General features: G+C 63.4%; 19 protein-coding genes. 12 read left to right on the top strand and 7 right to left on the bottom strand.

From position 1 onward, the window contains the following. Positions 1–9 precede the first annotated feature (9 nt). Positions 10–873: a hypothetical protein gene (locus ACZI8Q_RS10345; protein WP_463373421.1), complete on the bottom strand. Its 864-nt coding sequence runs from the start codon at positions 871–873 to the stop codon at positions 10–12. A 115-nt stretch (positions 874–988) separates the two neighbouring features. Further along, complete coding sequence (gene ramB / locus ACZI8Q_RS10340; protein ID WP_463373420.1) at positions 989–2,401, bottom strand: acetate metabolism transcriptional regulator RamB; 1,413 nt, start codon at positions 2,399–2,401, stop codon at positions 989–991. A gap of 167 nt (positions 2,402–2,568) precedes the next feature. Here ramB and ACZI8Q_RS10335 point away from each other — a divergent pair, with 167 nt between their 5' ends. From ACZI8Q_RS10335 to metE, 4 genes are all read left to right on the top strand, one after another. Further along, positions 2,569–3,006, top strand: coding sequence for an ABC transporter permease (locus tag ACZI8Q_RS10335; RefSeq protein ID WP_463373419.1), 438 nt, complete (start codon positions 2,569–2,571; stop codon positions 3,004–3,006). A 354-nt stretch (positions 3,007–3,360) separates the two neighbouring features. Then, positions 3,361–4,650 carry an isocitrate lyase gene (aceA, locus tag ACZI8Q_RS10330; protein ID WP_463373418.1) on the top strand — a complete coding sequence of 430 codons (1,290 nt, stop codon included), beginning with the start codon at positions 3,361–3,363 and terminating at the stop codon, positions 4,648–4,650. Between the two features lie 95 nt (positions 4,651–4,745). After that, positions 4,746–5,642: a 3-hydroxybutyryl-CoA dehydrogenase gene (locus ACZI8Q_RS10325; RefSeq protein ID WP_463373417.1), complete on the top strand. Its 897-nt coding sequence runs from the start codon at positions 4,746–4,748 to the stop codon at positions 5,640–5,642. 132 nt (positions 5,643–5,774) lie between these two features. Further along, on the top strand, positions 5,775–8,060 hold the full coding sequence (metE, locus tag ACZI8Q_RS10320; protein WP_463373416.1) for a 5-methyltetrahydropteroyltriglutamate--homocysteine S-methyltransferase: 2,286 nt from the start codon (positions 5,775–5,777) through the stop codon (positions 8,058–8,060). A 32-nt stretch (positions 8,061–8,092) separates the two neighbouring features. Here metE and ACZI8Q_RS10315 read toward each other — a convergent pair whose 3' ends face one another. Both ACZI8Q_RS10315 and ACZI8Q_RS10310 read right to left on the bottom strand, forming a co-directional pair. Further along, positions 8,093–8,887 carry a SigB/SigF/SigG family RNA polymerase sigma factor gene (locus ACZI8Q_RS10315; protein ID WP_463373415.1) on the bottom strand — a complete coding sequence of 265 codons (795 nt, stop codon included), beginning with the start codon at positions 8,885–8,887 and terminating at the stop codon, positions 8,093–8,095. Then, positions 8,884–9,312, bottom strand: coding sequence for an ATP-binding protein (locus ACZI8Q_RS10310; protein WP_463373414.1), 429 nt, complete (start codon positions 9,310–9,312; stop codon positions 8,884–8,886). Before ACZI8Q_RS10310 ends, ACZI8Q_RS10315 begins: the two co-directional genes overlap by 4 nt. Positions 9,313–9,663: 351 nt before the next feature. Between ACZI8Q_RS10310 and ACZI8Q_RS10305 the strand changes: the two genes are divergently transcribed. Next, the gene (locus ACZI8Q_RS10305) at positions 9,664–10,059 is read left to right on the top strand and encodes an STAS domain-containing protein (RefSeq protein WP_463373413.1); all 396 of its coding nucleotides are present in this window, start codon (positions 9,664–9,666) and stop codon (positions 10,057–10,059) included. A gap of 100 nt (positions 10,060–10,159) precedes the next feature. On the opposite strand, the gene ACZI8Q_RS10300 is transcribed toward ACZI8Q_RS10305, so the two are convergent. After that, a complete protein-coding gene (locus ACZI8Q_RS10300) occupies positions 10,160–11,362 on the bottom strand; it encodes a glycosyltransferase (protein WP_463373509.1) in 1,203 nt (400 codons plus the stop codon). 318 nt (positions 11,363–11,680) lie between these two features. Here ACZI8Q_RS10300 and ACZI8Q_RS10295 point away from each other — a divergent pair, with 318 nt between their 5' ends. Beyond that, positions 11,681–11,902: a hypothetical protein gene (locus tag ACZI8Q_RS10295; RefSeq protein WP_463373412.1), complete on the top strand. Its 222-nt coding sequence runs from the start codon at positions 11,681–11,683 to the stop codon at positions 11,900–11,902. 28 nt (positions 11,903–11,930) lie between these two features. On the opposite strand, the gene ACZI8Q_RS10290 is transcribed toward ACZI8Q_RS10295, so the two are convergent. Next, the gene (locus ACZI8Q_RS10290; protein ID WP_463373411.1) at positions 11,931–12,791 is read right to left on the bottom strand and encodes a polyphosphate kinase 2 family protein; all 861 of its coding nucleotides are present in this window, start codon (positions 12,789–12,791) and stop codon (positions 11,931–11,933) included. Positions 12,792–12,795: 4 nt separating this feature from the next. After that, positions 12,796–13,509, bottom strand: a complete 714-nt coding sequence (locus tag ACZI8Q_RS10285; RefSeq protein ID WP_463373410.1) for a TetR/AcrR family transcriptional regulator — start codon at positions 13,507–13,509, stop codon at positions 12,796–12,798. Between the two features lie 166 nt (positions 13,510–13,675). Between ACZI8Q_RS10285 and ACZI8Q_RS10280 the strand changes: the two genes are divergently transcribed. The 6 genes from ACZI8Q_RS10280 to ACZI8Q_RS10255 all read left to right on the top strand — a co-directional run bounded on the left by ACZI8Q_RS10280 (position 13,676) and on the right by ACZI8Q_RS10255 (position 18,438). Then, a complete protein-coding gene (locus ACZI8Q_RS10280; protein WP_463373409.1) occupies positions 13,676–14,947 on the top strand; it encodes a DUF445 domain-containing protein in 1,272 nt (423 codons plus the stop codon). A 96-nt stretch (positions 14,948–15,043) separates the two neighbouring features. Then, positions 15,044–15,526 (top strand): helix-turn-helix domain-containing protein, encoded by a 483-nt coding sequence (locus ACZI8Q_RS10275; protein ID WP_463373408.1) that lies wholly within the window; start codon positions 15,044–15,046, stop codon positions 15,524–15,526. After that, positions 15,519–16,286 (top strand): heparin-binding hemagglutinin, encoded by a 768-nt coding sequence (locus ACZI8Q_RS10270; protein WP_463373407.1) that lies wholly within the window; start codon positions 15,519–15,521, stop codon positions 16,284–16,286. The genes ACZI8Q_RS10275 and ACZI8Q_RS10270 overlap by 8 nt, the downstream gene beginning before the upstream one ends. A gap of 89 nt (positions 16,287–16,375) precedes the next feature. Next, positions 16,376–16,669 (top strand): DUF2516 family protein, encoded by a 294-nt coding sequence (locus ACZI8Q_RS10265; RefSeq protein WP_463373406.1) that lies wholly within the window; start codon positions 16,376–16,378, stop codon positions 16,667–16,669. A 105-nt stretch (positions 16,670–16,774) separates the two neighbouring features. Next, positions 16,775–17,686 (top strand): AurF N-oxygenase family protein, encoded by a 912-nt coding sequence (locus ACZI8Q_RS10260; protein ID WP_463373405.1) that lies wholly within the window; start codon positions 16,775–16,777, stop codon positions 17,684–17,686. Continuing rightward, positions 17,686–18,438 carry a MerR family transcriptional regulator gene (locus ACZI8Q_RS10255; protein WP_463373404.1) on the top strand — a complete coding sequence of 251 codons (753 nt, stop codon included), beginning with the start codon at positions 17,686–17,688 and terminating at the stop codon, positions 18,436–18,438. The genes ACZI8Q_RS10260 and ACZI8Q_RS10255 overlap by 1 nt, the downstream gene beginning before the upstream one ends. Positions 18,439–18,458 lie beyond the last annotated feature (20 nt).

The following is an 18,458-nucleotide window of genomic DNA, read 5'->3' as shown; positions in this document are numbered from 1 at the left end:
CCCTGCCGGTCAGGGGTTCGGCAGTTCCTTGACCGCGGCTTCGTCGATCTCGGGCAGGTCGAGGGGCTCGCCGAACCCCTGATACCGAATGACCTGATTTCCGTCGGACTCCTTGAGGATCCTGCCGGATTCGTCCACCCAATAGTCTTTGGTATCCGGGATCATCGACGCCATCATGTCGATCGCCTGCTCCGTCATCTCGGGAGTAGCGCCCTCGGACCCTTGCCCGGCCGACATGCTCTCCAAGGACCTTTCGGCGAACGCCCGCGTGTCCAACGTCGCGACGAAGTGTGTGGTGTCGACACCGTCCACCTGTTCGGTTCCGGCGTCCTTCACATCCTGTGCGAGGTCGAGGAACGACCGTGCGTACTCGGGATCCATGGTCTGTGTCAGCTTCGGAGCCATCTGCGATTCGCTTGCCGGCATCCGGTACCACTGGTCGCCCTCAGCGAACGGGGTGTCTTCGGCGAATCGGACCAGGATCTCGTCACCGCGCATGAGCATGGTGGATGCCACGCCGGTCATGGGGTTCTTCGGCATCTCGGTGTACATGATGCCGTTCGCATGATCCATCAGTGCAGTGCGCTCGACGCCATCGGTGGTGGTCGTGATCGTCACAGTGCCATCCGCCAAGGTGAATTCCACCGCGGCCGCCAGCCGCTCCGCGGGGGTATCGGCTTCGGCGTAGGCAGAGTTCGTGCCGGTTGCGCTGGTCGAATCGTCGCCGCCGAACACGGCGAACCCGGCGCCCGCAGCAACTACGGCCGCCACGAGGACTCCACCGACGATCAATCGCCCACGCTTGGGCGTCGGTGCTGGTGGCGGGGGCTCGCTCGGGTTTTCTTGGATCGGCGGGTCTTGGGTTGGTTGCATGGGATCGTCCCCCTGTGTCGTCGAACGGGCATCTACCGGATTGGCTGCGCAACGATAGCGGACGCATCGGTCACACAGTCCGGTGACCTTGCTTACAGCGAGTAGTCGGTGCGTGCTATCGAATCACGTAAGGCGACACCGAACTTCGGTGCTCGCTGATGTCGAGATCCTTGCCCAGCGGAGGGAAGGCGCGTTGTGGGCAGTTGAGTCTTTCGCACACCCGGCAGCCTGCACCGATGGGCGTTCCCGGGTTCGACTCGTCGAGGTCGAGACCGTCGCCGTAGACGAGGCGGTGGGCATGGCGGATTTCGCACCCGAGCCCGATGGCGAAGGTCTTGCCCGGCTGGCCGTACCGAGCTGCTCGACGTTCGACGGTGCGCGCGACCCACAGGTAGCGGCGGCCGTCGGGCATCTGCGCGATCTGGTTCATGATCTTGCCCGGGTACGCGAAGGTTTCGTACACATTCCACAGCGGGCAGGTGCCCCCACTGGTGGAGAAGTGGAACCCGGTCGCGGACTGTCGTTTCGACATGTTTCCGGCGCGGTCGACGCGCACGAACATGAACGGTACCCCGCGCAGCTTGGGGCGCTGCAGCGTCGAGAGTCGGTGACACACGGTTTCGTAACTCACCGAGTAGAAGGCAGACAGGCGCTCGATGTCGTAACGGAAGTCTTCGGCGACGTCGTGGAACTGGCCGTAGGGGAGCACCGTCGCCGCGGCGAAGTAGTTGGCCAGGCCGAGTCGCGCGAGTGCCAACGACGAATCGCTCGTGAAGTTGCCTTCCGCAACCAACTTGTCGATCAGCTCACCGTGCTCGAGATACGCCAGTTCGGTGGCGAACTTGAACACCTGCTGTCCCCCCGACAGGTGCGGCGCAATGTCGAGCACTCTCGTCTCGGGGTCGTACCGGTGCAGGACGCCCTCTCCGAGGTCGATGCGGGTCTGGATCTGCACATCGTGGACCGATTGGAGCCGCCGGGCGACTTCGCCGGCCACATCACCGCGGTGGAACCGCATCCGAGCAGTCAACTCTTCGGCTGCCGTGTCCAGTTCGTGCAGGTAGTTCTGCCGCTGATAGAAGTAGTCGCGCACCTCCTCGTGGGGCATGGTGATCGCGCCGCTACCGCTGCCGTCGCTGAAGCGGTCCTCCGTCGCCGCTGCCAACTGCGCCGTGGTGTTTCGGAACCGGCGATGCATGTTGACCATCGCCTTCGCCAGGCCGGGGTGAGTGGACACCATCTCCGCGATTTCCTGGGCGTCGGCCTCGATTCCCATCTCCTGGTCGAGGGCGACCTCTCGCATCTCGGCGATCAGGCGGGTGTCGTCCTGGGACGAGAAGAAGGTGGTGTCGACCCCGAACACCTCGCTGATACGCAGCAACACCGGCACCGTCAGCGGCCGTACGTCGTGCTCGATCTGATTGAGGTAGCTGGCCGAGATCTCCAGCGTCTTCGCGAGAGCGGCCTGGCTCATCCCGCGTTCGGTCCGCAGTTGGCGAAGCCGGGCACCCACGAAGGTCTTCGACATTTCTCCAGGCTACGAGTGGGTTGTGGCATTCGCAACGAATCATTTGCAGGATTAGCCACGGGAAAGCGGGAGTGGCTGCACACAAATCCGGTTTGCGGACGGCATCCCGTATGCGAGATCGATTTGTGTGCACTCAGTCCCGTTGGGAGCGCCGCTACACTGCCGCCATGTCCAAGCTGAGAGTCGCGTGGTGGGCGCTTGCTGCCGGTGCCCTTGCCATCGCGTTGTCGGCCCTTGGTTCGCCCATATCGAACGTATCGTTGTCGTGCGCAAAGATCGGCGAGTTCAGCAACGATGACGCCCCTGCGCGCTTGCAGTGCGATGATCCGCTGATCGAATGGGTGGGCGTGTGGCCGTTCGTCTGGCTCGGGCTGCTGTTGGTGACGCCGCCCGTTGTAGCGGCACTCGCGATGCGGTTGTGGGTGTCCTGGATGACGGTCGCCGCCTTCGCTGCTCTGTCCGTCACTGGGCTCGTGAATTGGGCGGCGGGATTCTGGGGCAAGTTGCTCTTCGCTATGCCGCTGGCGGTCGTTGCATCGGTCATCGCCATGGTGCAGTACGCCCGGACTCGGGCACGCAGATCGGGGGCTCCTGCGACGAGGTGATTGTGCTCACAGAGCGCCGTGCGGGAGGTGTGAGGCCGATCCGATCGAATCGGAATCCGGGCGACGAAAATGATGACTGTTCAAGCAGTGGGTGTGGGTTGCTAACCCCGAGGTAGATAGCCACATGCGGTCGTTGGGCCGGTCCCGAAAGCGCATCCCGAGCATTTGCTTGGTTCGGAAGAACATTTGCAAACTTAGCAAGGTGGATTCAAAAGCTAGCCAAGGTTGGCATTAGCAACAGGTAGACGGCACTTTTTGGTTGTGCCATTCTCAGGAAGTACATCCGAAAGGCCTGGCAACGATGTGAAGCAGTACATCCGTACCGGAGCCAGCAATCTAGAGAGTGGAGTCTTGATGTCGACCACCGGCACCCCTAAGACCGCAGCTGAAATCCAGCAGGATTGGGACACCAACCCGCGCTGGAAGGGCGTTACCCGCAACTACACCGCTGAGCAGGTTGTGAAGCTCCAGGGCAGCGTCGTCGAGGAGGCAACCCTCGCCCGCCGTGGCTCCGAGATCCTCTGGGACCTCGTGAACAACGAGGACTACATCAACTCGCTCGGTGCCCTCACCGGTAACCAGGCCGTCCAGCAGGTCCGCGCGGGCCTCAAGGCCATCTACCTGTCCGGTTGGCAGGTCGCCGGTGACGCCAACCTCTCCGGTCACACCTACCCGGACCAGAGCCTCTACCCGGCAAACTCCGTTCCGCAGGTCGTTCGCCGCATCAACAACGCTCTCCTGCGCGCCGACGAGGTCGCCAAGGTCGAGGGCGACACCTCGGTCGAGAACTGGGTCGCACCGATCGTCGCCGACGGTGAGGCCGGCTTCGGTGGCGCGCTCAACGTCTACGAGCTGCAGAAGGCCATGATCGCTTCCGGTGTCGCCGGTTCGCACTGGGAGGACCAGCTCGCGTCGGAGAAGAAGTGCGGACACCTCGGTGGCAAGGTGCTCATCCCCACGCAGCAGCACATCCGCACCCTGACCTCGGCTCGCCTCGCGGCTGACGTCGCGGACGTGCCGACCGTCGTCATTGCTCGTACCGATGCCGAGGCCGCGACGCTCATCACGTCCGATGTGGACGAGCGCGACCGTGAATTCCTCGACGGCACCCGCACGGCCGAGGGCTTCTACGGAGTCAAGAACGGCATCGAGCCCTGCATTGCGCGCGCCAAGGCCTACGCTCCGTACTCCGACCTCATCTGGATGGAGACCGGCGTGCCGGACCTCGAGGTCGCCAAGAAGTTCGCCGAGTCGGTTCGCAGCGAGTTCCCGGACCAGCTGCTGGCCTACAACTGCTCGCCGTCCTTCAACTGGAAGGCGCACCTGGACGACGCGACCATCGCGAAGTTCCAGCGCGAGCTCGGCGCGATGGGCTTCAAGTTCCAGTTCATCACCCTGGCCGGCTTCCACTCGCTCAACTACGGCATGTTCGATCTGGCACACGGCTACGCTCGCGAGGGCATGACCGCGTTCGTCGACCTGCAGCAGCGTGAGTTCAAGGCTGCCGAGGAGCGTGGCTTCACCGCCATCAAGCACCAGCGTGAAGTTGGCGCCGGCTACTTCGACAGCATCGCCACCACGGTCGACCCCAACACGTCCACCGCGGCGCTGAAGGGCTCCACCGAAGAGGGCCAGTTCCACTAGGAACTCCTGCTTCTCGAGTTCTACCTCGCGGGAGTGGTCCTACCAGGGCCACTCCCGCGGGTCGATGACCCCCCACTCAACGAAAGGCAGCTGACGTGAGCAGTGAAAAGATTCAGCGCGTCGGCGTGATCGGCGCCGGGATCATGGGTGCCGGAATCGCCGAAGTGTGCGCCCGCGCACATGTCGACGTCCTGGTGTTCGAGCAGACCCGTGAGCTCGCCGCAGCCGGACGCTCGCGCATCCTCCGTTCTCTCGATCGTGGTGTGAGCAGTGGCAAGATCACCGAGCGTGAGCGTGAGCAGGCGGCCTGGCGCCTGCGTTTCACCTCCGACCTCGGCGATTTCGCCGACCGGCAGTTCGTTGTCGAGGCGGTCGTCGAGGACGAGAAGATCAAGAGCGAGATCTTCACCGAGCTCGACCAGATCGTCACCGATCCCGACGCCGTGCTGGCTTCCAACACGTCGTCGATCCCGATCATGAAGCTCGGTATCGCCACCAAGCGGCCCGAACGCGTCATCGGCATGCACTTTTTCAACCCGGTGCCGGTCCTGCCGCTCGTCGAGCTCGTCACCACACTCAAGACCAGTGCCACCGTCAACGAGCGCGCCGAGAAGTTCGCCGGCGACGTCCTCGGCAAGCAGGTGGTCCGCTCCGCCGACCGTTCCGGGTTCGTCGTCAACGCTCTCCTCGTGCCGTACCTGCTCTCGGCCATTCGCATGGTCGAGTCGGGCTTCGCGACGAAAGAAGACATCGACAAGGCCACCGTGCTGGGCCTCGCGCACCCGATGGGTCCGCTGGCGCTGACCGACCTCGTCGGACTCGACACCGTCAAGTCCATTGCGGACTCGATGTACGACGAGTTCAAGGAACCCCTGTACTCCGCCCCGCCGCTGCTTCTTCGTATGGTCGAGGCAGGATTGACCGGTAAGAAGTCGGGTGCCGGCTTCTACGAGTACGGAGAGAACGGTCGCGCCACCAAGAAGGCAAGCTAGGTTGATAGATCGCCCTGTGCGCCTTTCGCGGCCCCGGTAGTTCATGCCGGCGGAAGTGGGAGGCGCACAGGTGGTTCTGGGTAGTACCGGCGGTTTTGGGAAATTGAGTGTGAGCGCAGAAAGGTAGACCGGATGTCCAACTCGGCAACATACGGCTCCAGCGTCCTGGGGTATCCGCGAATCGGACCCCACCGAGAGCTCAAGCGTGCGCTCGAGGCCTACTGGCATGGCACCTCCGACAAGGAGTCCCTCCTCGAAGTTGCGAAAGACCTGCAGGAAGAGACGTGGAGCGAACTCGCCGCCACGGGCCTCACCCAGGTGCCCGGCAACACTTTCTCCTTCTACGACCACGTCCTGGACAACGCCTTGCTGTTCGGCGCCGTCCCCGAACGGTTCAAGCCGCTCGAGGATGAACTGGACGAGCTCGACTTCTACTTCACATTGGCGCGTGGGCGCCCCGATTTCCCGCCGCTCGAGCTGGTTCGGTTCTTCGGCACCAACTACCACTACCGGCAGCCCGAACTGGACGAGAACACCACGTTCTCGCTCAGGTCCGAGACGGTGCTCGACGAATTCGAGCGGGCCAAGGCTCGTGGGATCGAGCTGCGACCGGTGGTGCTCGGACCGGTGTCGTTGCTCTTGCTGTCGAAGATCGGGCCGACATCCCAGCACGAGGGCTTCTCGACGCTCGATCTGCTCGACCGTTTGATCCCCGAGTACGAGCGGCTGTTCGAGCAACTCGCGCAGGCCGGCGCCACGTGTGTTCAGCTCGACGAGCCGTCCTTCACCGAGGACCGCAGCCCCGAGGAGCTCGACGCGCTCAGGCGCGCTTACGAGACGCTCTCTCACGCCCCGATGCGCCCCCGCCTACTGGTGACCGGCCCGTACGGGTGGCTCGGTGACGCACTGCCGATCCTTGCTGCCACGAAGGTCGAGGCACTCGGCTTGGACCTGGTCAGCGGCAAGGTCAGCCCGGACGATCTGGCGAAGATCCCCGGTATCAAGCGCAAGCGCCTCTACGCCGGCGTCGTCAACGGCCGCAACGTGTGGCGCGTCGACCGGTACGTGACCCTCACATACCTGAACGCGCTCAAGGACGTGGTGCCGGACCTGGTGGTCTCGACGTCCACGTCCCTGCTGCACGTGCCGTACGACGTGCTGTCCGAGTACGACATTCCCGGCGACGTGGCGGACCGTCTGGCGTTCGCGAAGCAGAAGGTCGGCGAGGTGGTTTCCCTCGCGAAGGCGCTCACCGAGGGCCCGTCCGAGAAGTGGCGCAAGAAGCCGACTTCGGTGCATTTCAAGCTCAAGCACGCCGTGCGCGCGCGGGTCAACGCGGTGCAGCCGTCCGATCGCGAACGCGCCCCTTACGAGGAGCGGCGGGTCGCTCAGCAGGCTCGGCTGAACCTGCCCCCCGTTCCCGCGACGACGCTGGGTTCGTTCCCGCAGACCGACGCGATTCGCCAGGCCCGGTACGAGCTCGGGCAGGGCCGCATGGAGTGGGAGGACTACTACAAGCGGATCCAGGCCGAGATCGAGTCGACGATCCGGTTGCAGGAAGACATCGGGCTCGACGTCCTCGTGCACGGTGAGCACGAGCGCAACGACATGATCCAGTACTTCGCGGAACTGCTCGAGGGCTACGCGTTCACACACAACGGTTGGGTGCAGGCCTACGGTTCGCGCTGCACTCGCCCGCCGATCCTCTATGGTGACGTCGTTCGGCCGAAGCCGATGACGGTCGAGTGGATCACGTATGCGCAGTCGCTGACGGACAAGCCGGTGAAGGCGATGTTGACCGGTCCGGTCACGATGATCGCGCGTTCGTTCGTCCGGCAGGATCAGCCGCTGTACGAGACCGCAGAGCAGTTGGCGCTGGTGGTTCGTGACGAGATCGCGGATCTCGAGGCAGCTGGAATCGCGATCATTCAGGTGGACGAGCCGTCCATCCGTGAGTTGCTGCCTCTGCGTGAGGACGGCCGTGAGGCCTATCTCGGATGGGCGGTCGACGCCTTCCGTCTGGCAACCGGTGGTGCGAAGCCCGAGACGCAGATTCACACACACCTCAACTACTCCGGGCGCTCGTCCGTCGTGGACGCGATCGAGCGACTCGACGCCGACGTCACGGCGATCGTCGCCACGCGATCGATCGATTGGGTGCTCGACGCGATCAAGGAGCGGACACTGACGCACGGTGTCGGCCCGGGCGTGTACGAAAGTCGTTCTGCCCGGATTCCGGACATCGACGAGCTGGATGGGTTGTTGACCGAGGCTGCCAAGTCCGTTCCGTTGGAGAGGCTGTGGGCGAACCCGGACGGTGGTCTGAAAACCCGTCACTACTGGCAGCTCGAGCCGTCGCTGCGAAATCTGGTGGCGGCCGCACGGCGTCTTCGCAGGCGCGCGGCGAAGGAGGCGTAGCCGGACGGGGTACATCCCCCCGCAACCCGGGATCAGGGTTTGTCGAGTTGGTCGCGCAGCAGGGTCAGGGTCTTCGCAAGAAGTCGTGACACGTGCATCTGTGAGATGCCGACCTGCTGCGCGATCTGCGTCTGCGTCATGTTTCCGAAGAATCGGAGCAGTAGAACCGTCCGCTCGCGCGGGGGGAGCGAATCGAGTAGCGGCTTCAACGTCTCGTGATTGTCGACGTCTTCGATGGCGGCGTCGTAGTCGCCGAGTGTGTCCAGCATGGACAGCTCGCCCGGCCGGTCCGGGGCGGTGTTGTCGACCGAAACGGTCTGGTACGCGTTGCCGGCGAGAAGCCCCTGTGCGACGTCTTCCGGGGAAACCTCGAGGGCTGTGGCGAGTTCGCTCACGGTGGGAGCCCGACCGAGGCTCTGCGACAATTCGGCCACGGTGTGACCGAGCGCGAGATGAAGCTCTTTCATTCTCCGGGGTACGCGGACCGCCCAACTGGCATCTCGAAAGTAACGGCGGACCTCGCCCATGATGGTGGGAACCGCAAACGACACGAAGTCGGATCCGCGCGTGATGTCGAACCGGTCGACGGCATTGACCAACCCCAGCCGGGCGACCTGGACGAGGTCGTCGTGGACCTCTCCTCGTCCGTCGAATCGGCGAGCGATGTGTTCTGCGAGGGGGAGACAGCGGGTGACGATTGCGTCGCGCTTCCTGCCGCGACACGGATCGTTCGGATCGAAGGTGGCCAGTTCTTCGAACATCGCCTTGACATCTCGATACTCGTCCGGCCACCGAGTTCGAGCACCGTCACCCCCTGCGGATGTCACGAAGTGGAGCCGTTCGCTCTCACGAACTCGATGGTGGTGACGAACCCGCCGTCGACGCGGGGTTCTCGTGTCATATCGATGGAATCTGTCAGGGCATTGAGCACGTGCCAACCGAAGGAGCTGCCTCGACTGTCGTCGCTCGGGGATGTGGTGGTCGACACTGCGACGTGGAGAGAGTTGTTCAAGTATTGAAGCCGACACATCAGAACGGCCTCGGGTGTCGCACGAACTATGAGATATGTGCACGCTTCGTCCATTGCCAGCTTGACGTCGGCGATGGAATCGAGATCGAAGTCCTCGTGGATGGCGACGGCCGCGGCAAGTGCGCGAAGCACCGACAGCTGATCTGGTGTCGCGCGAATGCGAAGCTCGACAACGGGGTGGGCGTAGTCCTGGTCGGGTTCGATTGTCTTGACGTTTGCCATGAGTGCTCCGGCTCGGTCGGCGTGGTGCTCAGGTGGGCATACCGGGAATCAGGGTAGCGATCCCGCGTGCCAGTCGTGGGCAAAATGACAAGCACGGAATCCGGTTACCCCCTCTTGGGGCGATGCCAAACCTATCGGCGCGACATTCGTTGGTACTGAATTGACTCTGACCTGCATCGAAACAAGACATTTGCTTGTGGCGCAGGTCACAAAAGCGTAGCCTCGACGGCGAGGTTGATCACACGACCGGTCGGGGAAACTGTGCGACGGCCAAGAATGTGCACGGCATTGCTCGGGAGGAGCGATCGCAGCCGTCGAAGCCGTTGATCGAGTCTCGAGATGGGTTGGGCTATGACTGTTGTCCCGGGGTTACCCGAATGTTCGAAGGCGAAATACGCCAATGCCACATTCGGCGCGCAGCAGATCAATTCGCGCGTGGTCGTTCTCGAAGTGGGTGGCGAGATCGACCTCTTCAGTGCACCCGAGTTCGGCGCGTGGGTGCGCCGATCCGGAGCGCCGGCCAGTTGCATGATCATCGACATGTCGCGGGTCGAGTTTTTCGGAACTGCGGGTTTGCCGATCCTGCACGCGGTGAACAGTGAGAAGGTCGCTCTGGGTGACGCGTGGGCCATGATCTGTGGTCGGCCTGTAATACGTTTGCTGCGTGCGGCCGGGCTGGACGAGGTGTTCCCCTGCTATCCGTCCGTGCAGGGCGCGCTCGGTTCGTGGAACATCCGAACCGCCTGAGAACCCTCGCGCCGAAAAGGGAGCCGTGGCGTCGGCAGGTCCTCTCGAACAGATCCACCGTGGTCCAGGCCGATCCGATTCAGGGCATTCCGGCGCGTGTTCAGGGCATTCCGGCGCGTGCGGTGCGTGGGGGTGCGGCGACGCACCAACTGTAGGCGCTCAGCGTGTCCACGGCGACGCGGTCCCACGAGTATCTGGCTCGGGCTCTGTCGGCGCCCGCGACGCCGAAACCCGCTCTGCGCACCTCGTCGTCGAACAGTTGGCGGATGGTGTCGGCAAGGCGCACGGGGTTGCGGGAGGACACCAGATACCCGGTGATCCCGTCGACGACGGTGTCACGCATGCCACCCGTCGCGGCGGCGACCACCGGTGTGCCGCACGCCATTGCCTCGAGCGGGATGAGGCCGATCGGTTCGTACCAGGGGAGACTGACCACGGCGTCTGCAGATCGCAACAGTGCGGGCAGCTTCTCCGGCGATACCTTCCCGATGATGTGCAGTCGGTCTCGGACCCCGAGTTCGTCCGCACGCGCATACAACCGGCGAGCCTGAGCGTGTGCTGCGACGTCCGCGGCCGGCGGTCCGCCGCCGATCACGAGTTCGGTGTGCGGCAGGTGTACCAGTGCATCGATCGCGGTCTCGTAGCCCTCGTTGGGGGTGAGGCTCCCGACCATGACGAGCCTATGTGCCATGGTCCGTTGCTCGGCAGGACCTTCGGGTGTGAACCGGGAGACGTCTACCCCGCACGGTACGACGGAAGTACGCGAACGTGGCAACCCCTGGTGGGCCAGCTCGAACACTTCCTCCGTACTCGTTGCAACGACGCGGGTGGCACCGCGTGCGATCAACTGTTCGAGGTGAATTCGGTTGGCTGAACCCGCGGTCGTACCGACGTTGAAGCGGTGTTCCATAACGCCCAGAGCATGAAACGTCTGCACGGTGGGCACGGCGAGAATCTTGGCCGCCAACTGCGTCGCGATGCCGGACATCCAGAAATGGGCGTGCACGATATCGGGGCGCGCCACTTCCCATTCGGCCTCGAGAAAACTTCCGAAACCGCCCATGAGAGGTAGGGTTTCGTCGGCGGGAAGGTACGACGGCGGTCCGACGGGAACATTGACGACGGTGTAGCCGTCTGCGGACACCAGGCGTTCGGGTGCGTCTTCCCGGTCTCGTCTCGTGTAGACCGTGACGTTGTTACCCGCTCGAGCGAGTGCGGCCGACAGTTCCGCGACGTGGCGGCTCTGTTCGTCGAATCCGCACTCGCCCTCTCGGGTCAGCGGATTCGCATGTTCGGACACCATCGAGATGGTGAGTGGTTTGACGGTGCCAGGGGAAGCGCTTCGCGGCGCGTCGACTCCGCACGTGCTCGATCTCGGCTTGTGTCTCGGCGTCGTCATGCGGTGGGGATTCCCTCGCATCCGGTTTGTAAACCGGTCGACCTCGTGAGCGCCTTCTGGCCGCCGTGCCCCGGTGCCGGTTTCCGTCGACCTTGTCGCGCTGTGAAGGCGGGCGTAGCGTCGTGTCAAAGCTCCATGGAGGCTGTATCCGTGGAGTCCCGCGGAGATCACATCCCCGACGCTCCGCGGAGGTCGCATTGCTGAAAGGTGAGGTGAGTGGCGATGAAGCTCAATCTCTTCATTTCATGGATGGGGTACGGATTGATTCTGGTCGCGGTGGTCTCCCTGGGACTGTTCCTCGTTGCGGCAGGGTCCGGCTACGGCGGTTGGGCCGTGATCGCGGGATCGGTCGGTGTGGTTGCTGCGGCGACCGCGATGGCCACCGTCGGCGGCGTGGCCTACCACGATCACAAGGTTCATCGAGAAACTCCGCACCTTTTCTGACGAACCACCTGCTGCTTACATCACGGTGTCAGGATGCGGCAAGGCGCCGCTTTTCTTTCTCGATGTCGAAGTCGGCAGGAGGCCAGTCGAGGTCGAGTCGCTCGAAGGCGTCGATCAGCAGTTCGGTCACCGCGATTCTGCTGTACCACTTTCGATCGGACGGCACGACATACCACGGTGCGTAATCGGTGTTGGTGCGGTCGAGCATGGCCTGGTACGCGCTCCGGTATTCGGGCCACCGCTTCCTCGCGGTCACGTCACCGGGGCTGTACTTCCAGTACTTGTCCGGGCGGTTCAGTCGCTTCTGCAACCGCCGCTTCTGCTCGTCGAGCGATACGAACATCGCGACCTTGACGATGGTGGTGCCGCGGTTCACCAGCTCTTTTTCGAACGTGTTGATCTCGGTGTAGCGACCCTCCCAAACCTTCTTGGGAACCAGGTCGTCGACTCGGGCAACCAGTACGTCTTCGTAATGCGAGCGGTCGAAGACGCCGAGTTGCCCGGCGCGGGGGAGTGCCTTTTCGATCCGCCACAAGAAGTGGTGGCGCTTCTCGTTCGCGGTGGGAACTCCGAACGCCGTGTGATCGACTCCTTGCGGGTCGACGTGACCGATGACGTGGCGCACCATTCCGCCTTTGCCGGAGGTGTCCATTCCTTGCAGAACAAGCAGAACCGACCGGGTGTCGCCTGATCGTCCGTTGGCGTACAAAAGCTCCTGGAGTTCGGCGAGGGCCGCACCGCGCTCGCCGAGTTGTCTCTTGCCGTCGGCCTTCTTGCCGACGAAACCGGGGGTGCCGTTTCGGTCGAGGTCGGCGATGGGTGAGTCGGGATCGGCACGCAGGAGCTCCCGGGCAGGTGCGGTCCAGAGCTGTTCCGGGTGCTCGTCCATGACGTCAGCCGGGATTCTCGGTGTCCGGGTCGTCCGGGGTGAGGGGATGTGGGAGGGAATGGAACCGGACAGGAGAGGCCTTCACCGACGCGATACCCGAGATGCCACCCCAGATCATCATCGTGAGGTAGCTGATCAGGTCGTCGGATGTCATCGAACGGTTGGATATCCACCAGTGTGTGGCCAGCTGAACGCTGCCGACGATGCCGTACGCCCACGGCACCGATCCGCCGGAGTCCATGTCCATCCGGCGCAGGCGTTCCCCGAGGACGGTCGACAGGAGTTCGGCGATCATCCGTTCGGAGTCGGCGACCACGTCCTGACCGGCCCCCGAGCCGTTTGCCATCACATACAGGTAGAGCTCGGGATCCGCGGACACGGTTTCGACATACGCGCGGATGGTGGCCTCGGCGAGCTCGTACTCGTCGAGATCGCCGCCGATCGCTGCGTAGATCCGTGGGGCGAGAATGGTCTCGACGTAGCGCACCATGGTCGCGTTGGTGAGGTCACTCTTGTCGGCGAAGTAGCGATACAGAACGGTTTTGGAGACACCGATCTCGGAGGCGATCTCGTCCATGCCGATGTCACGTCCGCGTAGCCGGATGGCGGAAATGGTGCCGTCGACCAGTTCTTCGCGCCGCGCGATCTTGTGCTCACGCCATCGCCGCTTGCGGCCGTCGGGCTTTTCCGCTTTGTCCGATTTCTCGGGCTTCGTCATCGACTCGGTCACCTGTAGTCCCACGGTCCTTCTGTTGTCTGTCGGCAGTGCGGGGTGCCCGCCTACGTTCAACCTTGATCTCGTTTCACCCTAATGCGCAAAGTCGATGACGGTGTCATGTCACAGTCACGGCGGGGTCATCGGTTCGTTCGGCAGAATGGTGAGCGTGTCTCAATTGACTCTCTCTGCATTCGACGACGACGTGAAGCGTCGCGACCTTCGCAAGATGAAGACCGTGGCAACGGGTTTTCTCGTGTTCGCGACGGTCGTCTATCTGCTGTGCCGTTGGCAGGAGTCCCGCGGTGCGGGTGAATGGGTCGGCTATGTGCGTGCCGCGTCCGAGGCAGGGATGGTCGGTGCGCTCGCAGATTGGTTCGCGGTCACCGCGCTGTTTCGGCATCCGCTGGGACTGCCGATTCCGCACACCGCCATCATCAAGCGGAAGAAAGACCAGTTGGGCGCGAGCCTCGGCAGCTTTGTCAGCGACAACTTTCTGGCACCCGAGGTCGTTTCGGAAAAGGTGCAGTCGGCACAGATTCCGTTGCGGGTCGGCACCTGGATGGCGCATCCGAACAACGCGGCACGGGTGGCGGCGGAAACGTCGACGATCCTGCGGGGGATCGTGGAGGTGCTACGTGACGAGGACGTGCAGCAGATCATCGACGGCACGCTGGTGCGGCGGCTCGCGGAACCCCAGTGGGGACCACCGATCGGCCACGTCCTGGAGGAGTTGCTGCGTGACAATCGACAGCTACCGATCCTCGACCTGTTGGCTGAGCGCGCGCACCAGTGGGCGTTGGGGAGTCAGGACACGATCGATCGTGTGATCAGTCGCGATTCGCCCACGTGGTCGCCCAAGTTCGTCGATGCGATGCTCGGCGAGAAGATTCATCGTGAACTCGTCGAGTTCACCTGGAAGGTCCGCTCCAATCCGCACCACGAGGTGCGCGAGGCAGCCAACCGGTTCCTGGTCGAGTTCGCCGAGGACCTCCAGAACGATCCCGAGACAATGGCAAAGGCCGAAAAGATCAAGGCCGAGATCATGGGGCGCGAGGAGGTGACCGGGCTCGCCGCCGCCACGTGGAAGGTCGCGAAACGACTCATCCTCGAATCCGTCGACGATCCTGACAGCACGTTGCGTACCAAGGTTGCGGAGAACGCCATGCGCATCGGCGAGCGCTTGCGCGACGACGCAGAGATGCGGGCGAAGGTCGACCGATGGGTGCTCGCCGGGGCCGAATACGTGGTGGTGCATTACGCGGACGAGGTCACCGGGCTCATCTCCGACACGGTCGAGCGCTGGGACGCGGAAGAGGCCAGCCGCAAGATCGAACTTCAGGTGGGGCGGGATCTGCAGTTCATTCGCATCAACGGCACGGTCGTGGGTTCGCTTGCCGGGCTCTTCATCTACACCGTGTCGGACCTGCTGTTCGGCTGACGTTCGCGCACTGTTCGCCGGGTGCTAGCAAGGGTGCTTGCAATTGTTAGCACCCTTGGTTATTCTTGTGTCATCCCACACACTCGGAAGGCTGATGTGACTGACGATCGAAACGGTGCCGGCGATCTCGCTGCGCGAGTTGTCGGATCGGCAGCTCAGGACATCGGCGGATTCATTCGCGCCCAGCGTGAGGCGGCGCAGGTGTCGATGCGGCAACTTGCCGCGCTGGCCGGTGTCAGCAATCCGTACCTCAGTCAGATCGAACGTGGGTTGCGTAAGCCTTCCGCGGAAGTGCTCGCGCAGATCGCCAAGGGTCTCCGGGTGTCCTCGGAGGTCTTGTACGTCCAGGCGGGTTATCTCGAGGAGCGCGCGCACGGACCTGTCCGCGACGCACTGCTTGCGGACACCGCTGTCACCGAGCGGCAGAAGCAGGTGCTGCTCGAGATCTACGAATCGTTCTGTCGTGAGAACGATCCGGCCCGAACAGATGAACCAGAAGATGTGTCACGCGCACAAGGCGGTGCGGTCGACACCTCGACCTCAGACATTCAGATCGAACAGGAGAACACCGATGACTGACCAGAAGACCATCGACAACGTCCGTACCTCTCTTTATGCTGCAGTCGGCGCAGGCGACGCCGTCGTTCAGGCCGTCGCCGACATCGTGGCGCAGGCACGTGAGCGCGCCGAGTCCACCCAGGGTGACGTCAACGAGCGCGTCGACGAGGCTCGTGAGCGTTTCGAGAGCCTCCAGAGTGAGGTTTTCGAGGGCGTCGAGGGTCTGCGTGACCGTCTCTCCGGTCTGCCGTCCGAGCTGCCCGAGGAGCTTGCCGAGTTGCGTGAGAAGTTCACGCCCGAGGAGCTGCGCAAGGTTGCCGAGGCATACCTGAAGGTTGCTTCCGACCTCTACGCCTCGCTGGCCGAGCGCGGCGAAGGTGCCGTCGAACGCATCCGCAAGCAGCCTGCCGTGGAAGAGGGCATCGGCCGCGCGGAGTCTGCTTTCGGTGACGCCGTCGAGCTGACCGAGGACGCACTCGGCACCGTTGCACGTCAGACGCGTTCCGTCGGCGAGCAGGCAGCGAAGTTCGCAGGTCGCGCAGCGGGCCGGATTCAGGACACCGCTGACGAGGTCGGCGAAAGCGTCTCCGAGGCCGGCGACGACGCAGCAAAGGCCGTCACCACGGCCGGTGAGAATGCCGACGCTGCTTCCAAGAGTGCCGCCGCCTCGGTGAGCAACGCTCGCAGCACGGCTGCGAAGAAGGCCCCCGCCAAGGCTCCGGCCAAGAAGGCTCCGGCCAAGAAGGCTCCCGCGAAGAAGGCTCCGGCCAAGAAGGCTTGATTCGTCAGCGAACACCTTTCGCGAATCACGACGGCGGTCCCGCACATCGAGTGTGGGGCCGCCGTCGTCGTTCTCGTAGGATGGCAGTTGTGATTCATGTCGACGGGATCGTTCAAACCATTCTGTTCATCATCCAGGTAGTGGCCCTGGGTGGCGCGGCGTATGCGCTCTTTCATGCGTTCCGTCAGCGCAAGGACGCCTTCACCGCCGTCGACAAGCTGAGCAAGCCGATCTGGTTGTCCATCCTCGGTGTTGCGTTTCTGGTGCTCCTGTTCTTCACCGGGCTGCACCTGCTCGGGATCGCGGCGATCATCGCGGTGTGCGTGTATCTGGTCGACGTGCGCCCTCGGGTGGACGACATTCAGCGCGGTCCTCGCTGGTAGTACTCGACCGGAACGATCGATGGGAGTTTCGGTGCGAAAATGATGACAATGGACATTGTGACAATGCTATTGTGATGGTGAGTCGGACCGAGGAGGTTGCTCGCCATGTCCACAGCTCACGATTCGCGCCTGGCCCGAGTCGGCGATCGTCAGGAAACCGCGACGCGGTTGCTTGCCTCGTCGGCTCGCAAGTCCTACGACCCGCTCGTCGAGATCGACTGGGCAGCGCCCATCCCGAACGAGATGTACGGCATGACTCCCGAATGGAGCAGTCTGTACGGCACCGCGATGTGGGAGTCGATGACGCACGAGCAACGCGTCACACTCACCAAACACGAGGCCGCGAGCATTGCGGGCACCGGAATCTGGTTCGAGATGATCCTCATGCAGATGCTGCTGCGCGACATCTACTCGCACGACCCTTCGACGCCCCACGTCCAGTTCGCGCTCACCGAGATTGCCGACGAATGCCGACACTCCACGATGTTCGCCCGCTCCGCGCAACGATTCGGCATTCCCTCGTACCGGCCGAAAAGGTGGATACGGGAGGCGTCACGAGTCTTCAAGGCAACCGCTACCGGCTCGCTCGCGTACGGTGGCACCCTCTTCGCCGAAGAGATTCTCGACATGATGCAGCGTGATTTCATGCGAGACCACCGGATCCAGCCGCTCACCCGTACGGTCAGCAAGATTCACGTGGTCGAAGAAGCCCGGCACATCAGGTTCGCCCGCGAGGAAACGGTGCGGCGAGTGCGCAACGCGTCGTGGTTCACCAAGGCGCGCGTGCGTTTGGTGCTCGGAGTCACCGCCTATTTCATCGTGACCAGTCTGGTCAACAAGCAGGTCTACGCTGCGGCAGGGCTCGACGTGGATGCGGCGGTGGCGGCCGCGAAATCCAACCAGCACTACCACGACAAGATTCGTGAGGGCTGCGCCAGGACGGTGGCATTCCTGGACGAGGTCGGCCTCGTGGGCGGTCCGTCGACCCGGTTGATGCGACGGGCGCACATCCTCTGATGGCCGAGTACCGAATCGACGATCTCGCACGAGCATCTGGTGTGAGTGTTCGCAACGTTCGTGTCTATCAGGACCGGGGACTCTTGCCGCCACCACGCAAGGTGGGGCGCACCGGCTGGTACGACGAAGCGCATCTGTCGCGTCTCGATCTCATCGGACGGATGCTGGATCGTGGTTACACGTTCGCCACCATCAGCGAACTGCTCACCGCCGCCCACTACGGGCTCGATGTGCGCGACATCCTCGACACCGAGGATCCCAGTGACCGTTGGAGAGCGCATCGGCGCAGGGCACGACTCACGCTGAACGACTTGCGTGACAAGTTCGGCGATCAGACGACCGACGACAACATCGCCCGCAGTGAGGAACTCGGGATGATCGTGCGGGACGGCGACGAGTTCACGGTCCCCAACCCCAAGTTGATGGAGGCTGCGAAGGTCCTGGCCGACGCTCACATTCCATTGGCCGATCTCCTCGAACAGACCGCTGCCGTGCGGCGGGGCCTGTCGGACGTAGCGGCTCGGTTCGTGTCCGTGGTGGCAGACCACTACCTGGCGGGCGAGGGTGAGGAGCTGGACATCGACGAGAGCACCGTGTCGGAGGCGGCCGCTCTCGTGAACAAGATTCGCCCTCTGGCGCACGATGCTGTGAACACACTGTTCGCCGAGGCCATGGAAGTGGAGATCGCGAAAGCACTCGAGAAGGCCGCAGCTCAATTGGCCAGCGGCTCATCAGACTCTCAGGCCAGCTGAGTGTCATGGGAAGAAGAGGT

Source organism: Rhodococcus quanlei (assembly GCF_055231015.1).
Note: the sequence above shows the minus strand (reverse complement) of the source record. Positions and strands in the feature narration are given on the sequence as shown.

Excerpts from the sequence above, each read along its gene's own strand:
- ACZI8Q_RS10300 (WP_463373509.1), bottom strand. The coding sequence starts at position 11,362 with ATGGTGTCCGAACATGCGAATCCGCTGACCCGAGAGGGCGAGTGCGGA.
- ACZI8Q_RS10310 (WP_463373414.1), bottom strand. The coding sequence starts at position 9,312 with ATGGCAAACGTCAAGACAATCGAACCCGACCAGGACTACGCCCACCCC.
- ramB (WP_463373420.1), bottom strand. The coding sequence starts at position 2,401 with ATGTCGAAGACCTTCGTGGGTGCCCGGCTTCGCCAACTGCGGACCGAA.
- ACZI8Q_RS10295 (WP_463373412.1), top strand. The coding sequence starts at position 11,681 with ATGAAGCTCAATCTCTTCATTTCATGGATGGGGTACGGATTGATTCTG.
- metE (WP_463373416.1), top strand. The coding sequence starts at position 5,775 with ATGTCCAACTCGGCAACATACGGCTCCAGCGTCCTGGGGTATCCGCGA.
- ACZI8Q_RS10270 (WP_463373407.1), top strand. The coding sequence starts at position 15,519 with ATGACTGACCAGAAGACCATCGACAACGTCCGTACCTCTCTTTATGCT.
- ACZI8Q_RS10345 (WP_463373421.1), bottom strand. The coding sequence starts at position 873 with ATGCAACCAACCCAAGACCCGCCGATCCAAGAAAACCCGAGCGAGCCC.
- ACZI8Q_RS10290 (WP_463373411.1), bottom strand. The coding sequence starts at position 12,791 with ATGGACGAGCACCCGGAACAGCTCTGGACCGCACCTGCCCGGGAGCTC.
- ACZI8Q_RS10335 (WP_463373419.1), top strand. The coding sequence starts at position 2,569 with ATGTCCAAGCTGAGAGTCGCGTGGTGGGCGCTTGCTGCCGGTGCCCTT.
- ACZI8Q_RS10255 (WP_463373404.1), top strand. The coding sequence starts at position 17,686 with ATGGCCGAGTACCGAATCGACGATCTCGCACGAGCATCTGGTGTGAGT.
- ACZI8Q_RS10260 (WP_463373405.1), top strand. The coding sequence starts at position 16,775 with ATGTCCACAGCTCACGATTCGCGCCTGGCCCGAGTCGGCGATCGTCAG.
- aceA (WP_463373418.1), top strand. The coding sequence starts at position 3,361 with ATGTCGACCACCGGCACCCCTAAGACCGCAGCTGAAATCCAGCAGGAT.
- ACZI8Q_RS10305 (WP_463373413.1), top strand. The coding sequence starts at position 9,664 with ATGACTGTTGTCCCGGGGTTACCCGAATGTTCGAAGGCGAAATACGCC.
- ACZI8Q_RS10285 (WP_463373410.1), bottom strand. The coding sequence starts at position 13,509 with ATGACGAAGCCCGAGAAATCGGACAAAGCGGAAAAGCCCGACGGCCGC.